Origin of the sequence: uncultured Sphingomonas sp., from assembly GCF_946477935.1 — a bacterium.
In the GTDB taxonomy this organism is placed as follows: domain Bacteria; phylum Pseudomonadota; class Alphaproteobacteria; order Sphingomonadales; family Sphingomonadaceae; genus Sphingomonas.
In genome coordinates this window covers 1-8,991 of record NZ_CAMLAC010000149.1, presented here as the reverse complement: position 1 = coordinate 8,991, position 8,991 = coordinate 1, and the positions used below count along the sequence as shown (strand labels likewise).

Genomic DNA, 8,991 nt, shown 5'->3' with positions numbered 1-8,991 from the left:
GATGCGCGCCTGCACCGCGGTCAGGGCCAGGATCAGCACGAACAGGATCAGCGCGACCGCACTCGCCTGCCCCAAATTCCACCATTTGAAGCCTTCGTCGAACATGAAATACAGCACCGTCACCGTGCTTTGCGACGGTCCCCCCTGCGTCATCACATAGGGCTCGGCAAAGAGTTGCAGAAAGCCCGCGACGCTCATCACCGCCGCCAGCAGCAGCGTCGGGCCGATCGCGGGCAGGGTGACGTGGCGGAAGCGGCCCCAGCGCGAGGCGCCGTCGATCCGCGCCGCCTCCATCAGATCATGCGGCACCGCGGACAGGGCGGCGGTGAACACGATCATGTTGTAGCCGAAGATCTTCCACGTCACGAACAGCAGGATCGCCGGGATCGACAGGCTGGGGTTCCCCAGCCAGTCTACGGGCGCGATGCCGATCGTCGCCAGGCCGCGGTTGAGCAGGCCGAAGCGCGTGTTCAGCAGGAACTGCCACACGGTCGCGGTGGCGACCACGCTGGTGACATAAGGCGCAAACAGCGCGACGCGCCACAACGGCTTCCACCGCACCGTCGCATCGTTCAGCAGCAGCGCGGCGGCCAGCGAGGTGCCGATCGCCATCGGTACGCCGAGGCCTGCAAACAGCGCGGTATTGCCGAGCGCCCGCCAGAACAGGGGCGTGGACAGCAGCGTGATGAAATTGCCCGGCCCCACGAAGCGCAGGTTCGACCAGTCGGCCAGCGCATAGACGCTGTAATCGGTGACGCTGAGCGCCAGCGCGAGCGCCGTCGGCACCACAAACACCAGCGCGATGATCACCAGCACCGGCACGACGAACGCCCAGGCGGTGCGCGACTGGCGCGTCATGCGATCCGCCCCGCCGCGACCAGTTGGCGGCGCTTGGCCAGGATCGCGTCGGCGCGGGCGTTCATGGTGGCCGTCGCCTCCGCCATGGTCAGTTGCCCGCGCACCAGCCGCTCGGCGACCAGTTGCACCTCGATGCGGATGCGCTCCCATTCGACGATGTCGGGGGCAGAGGCAGGGTGCTGCATCTGCTCGCGAAAGGGGGCGAGTACCGGTGCCTGCATCTGCGGCGCGGACCACGCCGCCATGCGCGCGGGCAGGCTGCCGATCAGGCGCTGGAACTCCAGCTCGGCGGGAATGTCGGTCATGTGGCGAACCAGCGCCCAGGCATCGTCGGCGCGGGGCGAGCGGGCAGCGACGCACAGGCTGGCGCTGATGCCGCTTGCCGCACCGGCCCCGTGCGGGCCGGGCATGCGCGCGACGCCCCAGCGGTCCTGCGCCATCTCGCTGCGGCGGCGCCGCAGGTCGAGCAGCATCGCGGGCGAACGCGGATAGATGGCGAAGCGCCCTTGCGCGAATGCCGCGAAGGGGTCCTGCAATTCGGTGGACAGCATGGTGGGCGCCAGCCGATCGTCGTACAACGATTTGTAAAAGGCCAGGGCCTCGACAAAGGCCGGCGCGGCGAAGTCGCCGCGGGTGTTGCGATCGCGCAAGCCGTTCGCACCGGTCTGCCCGGCAAAGGTGAACAGCGCGTCCCACCAGTTGAGCGGCATCAGGAACACCCATTCGTCCGGCCGGCGTCGCTTCAGCGCCATTCCCATCGCGCGCCAGCCCGCCCAATCGAGCGGCGGCGCGGCATAGCCGGCACCCGCCAGCAGGTCGCGTGCGAAGAACTGCGCCTGCGGGGCGACCGACCATGGCACCGCATAATCCTGCCCCCGGTAGCGTCCCGCCGCGCGGGTCGAGGGGAACACCCCGGCGAGCAGCGCCGCATCCCGCACCGGCGCGAGCGCGCCGACCATCGCGAACTCGCCTACCCAGCCGGCGGGCAGCATCAGCACGTCGGGCATCGCCGCGCCGGCATGGGCGGTGAGCAGCTTTTCGTGCGCGGCGGTCCAGGGCAGCGACTGCACCTCCACCGGGATGCCCGTCGCGCGGGTAAAGGCCGGCATCAGGTGCGGGGCATAATCGCCCTCATAGCTCATCGCCCAAAAGCGGAGCGCGCGGGCGTCGCGGCCGGGCGCGCAGGCGGATGCGGCCAGGGCGGCAGCGAGCATCGTGCGCCGGTTGATGCCGGCGGCCTGTTGCGACGGGCGCACAATGAAGGGGTCACCCATGGTATTTTTTGTGGCACGTCCAAAGCGCCGGAGCCAGCGTGCAACCAATTGGTCCGTCGCTATTTATCATGGATTAAAACAGAACAGATCGTCCAGGGCCGCACGTCAGGGGGACATCACCGATGCCGATGCCGACATTCTCGCGTCACGCCCTGCTTGGCGGCGTGGCCATTTGCCTCGCCATGCCCGCCTTCGCACAGCAGCAGGTCGATCAGCCCACCCCGGATAATACCGCTGAGGCGCCGGCGGCCGATATCGTGGTCACCGGATCGCGCATCCAGCGCCCCGATTATGAAGCACCCAATCCGATCGTGTCGTTCGATGCGGAACGCATCCGACAATCGGGCAACACCAACGTCACCAGCTTTCTGCAGCGGGTGCCCGCGCTCACCAACTCGCTGGATAGCACGCGCACGGCCGGCAATGCGCAGGCGGACGGCGCGCTGGGCCAGGTCGGGCTCAACCTGCTCGACCTGCGCGGGCTGGGGCCGGAGCGGACGCTGGTGCTGGTCAATGGTCGCCGCCATGTCGCGGGGCAACCGGACACCGCTGCGGTGGATATCAACGCGATCCCCACCGACCTGATCGAGCGGGTCGACGTGCTGACCGGCGCGGCCTCCGCCATCTACGGCGCGGACGGCGTGTCGGGAGTGGTCAATTTCGTTCTGCGCCGCGATTTCGACGGGGTGGCGGCGCGCGGGCAGGTGGGGATTGCGGAGCGCGGCGATGCCGGGAACCGCTTCGCCTCGGTCATCGTCGGGCGCAACTTCGCCGACAACCGCGCAAACCTGACCGCAGCCTATGAATATTATGGCGAGGACCCGCTCGCCAATGACGATCGCGATTTTCTGAGGGGGGCGAACCGCGCCAACTTCGTCAACCTGAACGGCTATGATCCCGCGCGGCCGGGCAGCTACCAGTCGGGGCCGGTGCGTGACCTGCGCTATCCGGACAGTTCCACCTACGGCATCGTCGATATCGGCGGCGTCCGCTACCGGGGCGACGGCGCGATCTACACCCCGGGCCTGCGGCTGGACAATGACGGCTATTCGATCGGTGGGGACGATACGCCGGTGGCCGGCTATATCGGCGACATCTTTCCGCGCACCGAGCGCCATGCCTTCAACCTGCTCGGCCGGTTCGATGCGTCCGACGCGTTCAAGCTGAGCGTGGAGGGCAAGTTCGTCCAGACGGAGGTGACGACCTTTGCCGCCTATGGCGGCAATTATCCCGCGACGATCGCGCTCGACAATCCCTTCATTCCCGCCACCATCCTGGCGGCGGCCAATGCGGCGGGGCTGCAATCGATCGATATCAGCCGCAACAATTTCGACATTCCCCGCCGCGGCGAGCGGGACCGGCGCCGCACCTGGCGCGGGGTGGTGGATGCGGCGGGCGCGATCAGCGAACATGCCGCCTATGACATATCCTATACCTATGGCCGCACCGATCTGCGCGCGACGAAGCTGAACGACCGGCTGGCGACGCAGTTTACCGAGGCGTTGGATGCGGTGCGCGACCCCTTGACGGGGGCGATCGTCTGCCGCTCCGCCGCGGCGCGGGCAGCCGGCTGCGTGCCCGTCAACACCTTTGGCGCGAACACGGTGAACCCCGCATCGTTCGACTACTATCTGTTCGATCCGGTCAGCGATGCGCGGATCGAACAGCATGTGGTGAACGCGGCGCTGACCGGCGATTTCGGACAAATCTTCCGCCTGCCCGGCGGGCCGGTCCAGTTCGCGGTGGGCGGCGAATATCGCCGCGAGTCCAGCCGCTTCCGCCCGGCGCAGGAGCTGGTCGACAACATCTTCTACCAATATGACGAATATGTCATTCCGACCCCGTCCAGCGGCCGGTTCGACGTGTGGGAAGCATTCGGCGAATTGAACGTGCCGCTGTTGAAGGACCTGCCCTTCGCGCATCTGTTGTCGGTCGGCGCGGCGGGGCGCTATTCGGACTATTCGACGGTGGGCAGCACGCGCGCCTATCAGTTCAACGGCATCTGGGCGCCGGTGGAGGATATCAGCATCCGCGGTTCCTATGGCCGGTCGGTGCGTGCGCCCAACATCGCCGAGATCTTCCGCCCACGCACCGGCGCCAGCGATTTCGTCAGCGATCCCTGCTATCTGGGTAATCGCGACCAGGGGACGCAGTTCCGCGACGCCAATTGCCGCGCGCTGATCACGGCGGCCGGGGGCGATCCGGCGACCTTCATCGCGGCGAACAATCCCAACGCCAACGTCAACATCCCCGGCGTGCGACAGGGCAATGCCGACCTGCGGGCGGAGGTGGCGCGGACCTGGACGGCCGGCGTCGTGCTGCGTCCGCGCTTCATCCCACGGTTGCAGGTCGGTCTCGACTGGTACGATATCCGCCTGCGCGACGCGATCAACACGGCGAGCGCCACCACCATCGCGCAATTGTGCGTCGACCAGCCGACGACGGACAATCCCTTTTGCCAGACGATCGGCCGGGCGAGCGGCAGCGGCTATATCGACAGCTATGTCGTGCAGCCGGAAAACGTCGCCGCCTTCCGCACCGCCGGGCTGGAGCTGAACGTCGCCTATCAGGTGCCGGCCGGCCGCCTGGGTGCGTTCGACTTGCGGCTGGTCGGCGGCTATCTGCACCGGCTGGAACAGATCGCGACGCCGGGGGCGGTGGTTGAGAATAACCGTGACCGGCCGTTCCGGCCCAAATACAACCTGACCTTCTCGCCGACCTGGACGATCGAGGCGCTGACGCTCAGCTATAATCTGCGTTGGCAAAACGGGGTGCGCCGCTTTGCGCGGATCACGACGGATGACAATCCGTCCTTTGTCGATCCGCGCTATTTCCGCTTCAAGGAATTGTGGCAGCATGACGTGCAGGTGCAGGTCCGCGCGAACGAGGGACTGGCCTTTTATGCGGGAGTCAACAACCTGGCTGATCAGAAGCCCGATATCGGCTTCGAAACCAATGTGCCGATCTCCCCGGTCGGACGGTTTCTCTACGCCGGCGCGCGTGTAAATGTTGGTCGTTAAGTCTATGAAATTGCGTGATGGTACGTTTTTGGACACGGTATCGCGTCGTGCCACTTGATTGGTGATGCTGCGCTGCACATAGCTATGGCATGCACAGCATCGCCGACCTGTTCGCAGTGGACCTGCCGCTGCCCGCCTATGACGTCGTCATTCCCTGTTACAACCGTGCCCATGTCGTCTCCGATGCCGTCGCCAGCGTGCTGGCGCAGGATCATGCCCCGGCGCGCGTCGTCGTGGTCGACGACGGATCGACCGATGACAGCGGCGCCGCGATCCATGCGCTGGAGTTGGCCCATGGACCCCGCGTTCTTGCCGCCATCCTGCCGCGCAACGGCGGTGCGTCCCATGCGCGCAATGTCGGTGCCGCGTTGTGCCGGTCGCCGTGGATCGCCTTTCTGGACAGCGACGACGTCTGGTTGCCCGGTGCGGCCGAGGCCCTGATCGCGGGCGGTGCGGAGGCGGATGTGGTGTGCGGTCACTTTTCCCGGGTGGAGGGTGACGGCGAACCCGGCCCGGCCGAATGCGGCTGGTGGGGTGACGATATCCGGGTGGCGCTGCGCCAGGGCGGGGTGATCGGACCGTCCTGGGCAATGGTGCGCCGCGCGACGGTGGAAGCGGTAAATGGCTTCGACCCGTCCTTCCACAATTGCAACGACTGGGATTTCTACACCCGCTGTGCGGCTGCCGGTGCGCGCTTTGCCCGGATCGATGCGGTGGTGGCGCAGTATCGCACCGTTGCAGGCGGCCGGCTGGTCAACGACACCGCGATCGGCGCCCAAAATGCCCGCCGCGTCCTGGCGCATCCCTACCTGTCGACGCTGGAAGACGCCTGAGGCCGGGGCGGGTCAGGCTCCTTCCGCGGACGGTGCCGTGCCTGAACGCAGGTGTTCTTGCCCGGATGCCTTGTTCGCAACCTATGCTATCAGGGGTATCGTCGCCAGCTAAAGCCAAAGGGCAGGATCGTGCATCATCATCACCGCGCCCGACCTGCCAGACCGCGCGCGCTGACTCCCGGCCGGATGGCGGCGCCCGCCGCGGTGCTGGCGATCCGCCCCCGCTTCTATCGGGCCGGGCGGCTCAGTCCGCTGACCACGCTGGCGATCCGCGGTGCCGCGGTCCTGCTCCTCGTCGGCATCGCGCTGGGCGGGCACTGGATCGACCGCACCGGGCTTCGCGATAATATCGACGGCAGCGTCAGTTTTCTCGACATCGTCTATTTCACCGTCATCACCGTCACGACGGTCGGTTACGGCGATATTGTGCCGGTCAGCAATTCCGCGCGGATGTTCGACACCTTCGTCGTCACGCCGATCCGCATCTTCGTGTTCCTTATTTTCCTCGGCAGCGCGTACAGCTTCATGTTCAGGCAAGGATGGGAGCGGTGGCGGATGGGCCTCGTCAGGCGGGAATTGCGCGATCACGTCATCGTGTGCGGCTATGGCCGGTCGGGGTCGGCTGCGGTCGGCGAATTGCTGGAGCGCGGCCATGCGCCCGAACGTATCGTGGTGGTCGACACCGATACGGAGCGGCTGCGCATCGCGCAGGAATGGGGCGTCGCCACGGTCGAGGGCGATGCGACGCACAACAAGGTGCTGGAGATCGCGAAGGTGGAGGCGGCGCGCAACGTGATCGTCTGCCCGGGCCGGGATGACACCGCGGTCCTGATCATCCTTACCTGCCGGCGCCTTGCTCCCGAAGCCGGGGTGGCCGTGTCGATCGCCGCGATCGAGAACGAGTTGCTGGCGCGCGATGCGGGTGCCAGCATCATCGTCAACCCGGTCAGCTTTGGCGGGCAGTTGCTGGCGCAGTGTACCGCCGGGCCGCACATTGCCGATTATGTCGCCGATCTCGTTACCCGCGGCGGCAAGATCGAACTGCGCGAACGTGCGGTCCGGGCAGAGGAAGTGGGCCGATCGCCGCGCGACATCGCCGGCGGCCAGGTCGTCCGCATCTATCGCGGCGACCGTGCGATCGGCGTGCTGGAACCCGACGCCGCCCGTCTGGCCGCGGGCGATATGGTGATCGAGCTGGTCGAGGGCACCGGATAACGCCGCCGCCCCGTGATCAGCCCCTCGCCGGCTACATGCGTTCGCGTGCGATCTTCTCCAGCACCGTGAGCGGCATGGCCCCCATGGCCAGGATGCGGTGGAACGCCTTGGGGTCCCATTTGGCGCCCGCTTTGCGCTTCGCCTCGTCACGCAGGCGGGTCCACACGGTGTGGCCGATCTTGTAGCTGCACGCCTGACCCGGCCAGACGGTGTAGCGGTCGATCTCCGCCTGGCTGCGTCCGCGCGCGATGCCGGTGGTGGCGATCAGGTAATCGGTCGCCTTTTCCCGGCTCCACCGCTTCGCGTGCATGCCGGAATCGACCACCAGCCGCGTCGCGCGGAACAGCAGCGATTGCAGATAGCCGACCTGCCCCAGCGGGTCGCCGTCATACAGCCCCATCTCGTCGGCCAGTTGCTCGGCATAGAGCGCCCAGCCCTCCGAATAGCCGGAATAGAAGCCGCGCCGGCGGATCAGCGGAATATCCTCGCTTTCCAGCGCGGACATCACCTGCAGGTGGTGGCCCGGCACCGCCTCGTGATAGCTGAGCGTGGCGAGGCCGAACTTGGGCCGGTCGAACGTGTCGCGCAGGTTGATGAAGTAGATGGCCGGCCGCGTTCCATCCAGCGAGGCGGATTGGTAATAGCCGCCCGGCGCACCCGCCTGGATCGCCTCGGGCACGCGTCGCACCTCGACGGGCGCGCGGGGCAGCACGGCGAACTGCTCGGGCAGCCGCTTCGTCATTGCCGCGATCTGGCCGCGCAATTGCGCCAGCAGCGCCTCGCGGCCCGGATCGGTGTTGGGGTACAGTTGATCGGGACGCTTGTTCAAGGCGACCAGCCGCTCGCCGACGCTGCCCTGCTGCATGCCCTGGGCGCGCAAGATGGCGTCGATCCGCGCGCCGATCTCCGCCACCTGTGCCAGCCCCAGCCGGTGGATCTCGTCGCCCGACAGCTCGGTCGTCGTCGCGGCGCTCGCCGCCGCGGCGTAGTAGCCGGCACCATCCGGCAGGCGCCACACGCCCGCGTCATGCACTGCACGCCCGCGCAATTCGGTCACCAGTGCGCGCTGCCGGTCGAGCGCGGGAAAGACCCGTTCGCGCATCAACGTCGCCACGGCGTCTGCGCGCTCCGGCGGCAGGTTGGCGGCCTTCAGCTTGGCGGCGAGGTCGCGGGTCGGGCCGGTCGCCTCGGGCGCCTTGTCGCGCACCGCGGCAAGCTGATTCAACGTGGTGTCCAATATGTAATCGGGCGCGAACACGCCTGCGCTCGCGTCTTCGCGCTGGCGCTCGGTCTCGGCATCGATGGTGCCGGCAAAGGCCTCGACCCGCGACACATAGGCGTCGGCATCCGCGGCGTTCTGCACCCGGTGCTGGTTCGCCAGAAAGTCCGGCACGTCGCGGTAAGCGCCGGCAAGCTGGCTGAGTACATAGGGCGCATAGCGGCCCGCGCTCGATCCAAAGCCGTATCGCTCGCCGGCGATCACCCGTTCCAGGCTGTAGGAGACGACGTCGTAATCCAGCTTCGCGGCTTCACCCAGCGCGGCCCGCGGGATCGTCCGGAGCGCCGCCTGCTCGCGGCGCGCCCGCGCAAAGGCGCGCGCCTCGCCCGCGCGCGACGCATCGGACAGCCGCGCCTTCAGCCCGGCCCTCGCCCCGCTATCCAGCCCCAGCGACGTCGCCTGCTCCGGCGCGTCCTCCAGCCGCTCATAGAAGAACCGGTCCAGCATCTCCCGCAACGCGCCGTCGAGCTGCCCCCCGGCCCCGTGCGCCAGACGCGGCCAAGCCGCCACCC

Annotated in this window: 6 protein-coding genes; 3 read left to right on the top strand and 3 right to left on the bottom strand. The window is 67.6% G+C overall.

What is annotated here, in order from left to right; genetic code table 11:
- Together Q0U08_RS14275 and Q0U08_RS14270 are read right to left on the bottom strand one after the other, a co-directional pair.
- On the bottom strand, positions 1-858 hold an 858-nt coding region (locus tag Q0U08_RS14275; protein ID WP_298092096.1), incomplete at its 3' end, for a carbohydrate ABC transporter permease.
- A complete protein-coding gene (locus tag Q0U08_RS14270) occupies positions 855-2,132 on the bottom strand; it encodes an extracellular solute-binding protein (RefSeq protein ID WP_298092094.1) in 1,278 nt (425 codons plus the stop codon). The genes Q0U08_RS14270 and Q0U08_RS14275, both read right to left, overlap by 4 nt.
- A gap of 122 nt (positions 2,133-2,254) precedes the next feature.
- Between Q0U08_RS14270 and Q0U08_RS14265 the strand changes: the two genes are divergently transcribed.
- From Q0U08_RS14265 to Q0U08_RS14255, 3 genes are all read left to right on the top strand, one after another.
- Positions 2,255-5,152, top strand: a complete 2,898-nt coding sequence (locus Q0U08_RS14265) for a TonB-dependent siderophore receptor (protein ID WP_298092093.1) — start codon at positions 2,255-2,257, stop codon at positions 5,150-5,152.
- Positions 5,153-5,241: 89 nt separating this feature from the next.
- Positions 5,242-5,985 carry a glycosyltransferase family A protein gene (locus Q0U08_RS14260; protein WP_298092091.1) on the top strand — a complete coding sequence of 248 codons (744 nt, stop codon included), beginning with the start codon at positions 5,242-5,244 and terminating at the stop codon, positions 5,983-5,985.
- Between the two features lie 129 nt (positions 5,986-6,114).
- On the top strand, positions 6,115-7,200 hold the full coding sequence (locus Q0U08_RS14255; RefSeq protein ID WP_298092089.1) for a TrkA family potassium uptake protein: 1,086 nt from the start codon (positions 6,115-6,117) through the stop codon (positions 7,198-7,200).
- A gap of 31 nt (positions 7,201-7,231) precedes the next feature.
- Here the strand turns inward: Q0U08_RS14255 and Q0U08_RS14250 are convergent, their stop codons facing one another.
- Entirely contained in the window at positions 7,232-8,989 is a 1,758-nt protein-coding gene (locus Q0U08_RS14250) for a DUF885 family protein (protein WP_298092086.1), read from the bottom strand.
- Positions 8,990-8,991 lie beyond the last annotated feature (2 nt).

What these genes read in the sequence shown, in the direction of transcription:
- Q0U08_RS14270 (WP_298092094.1), bottom strand. Translation starts at nt 2,132, where the DNA reads ATGGGTGACCCCTTCATTGTGCGCCCGTCGCAACAGGCCGCCGGCATC.
- Q0U08_RS14265 (WP_298092093.1), top strand. Translation starts at nt 2,255, where the DNA reads ATGCCGATGCCGACATTCTCGCGTCACGCCCTGCTTGGCGGCGTGGCC.
- Q0U08_RS14260 (WP_298092091.1), top strand. Translation starts at nt 5,242, where the DNA reads ATGCACAGCATCGCCGACCTGTTCGCAGTGGACCTGCCGCTGCCCGCC.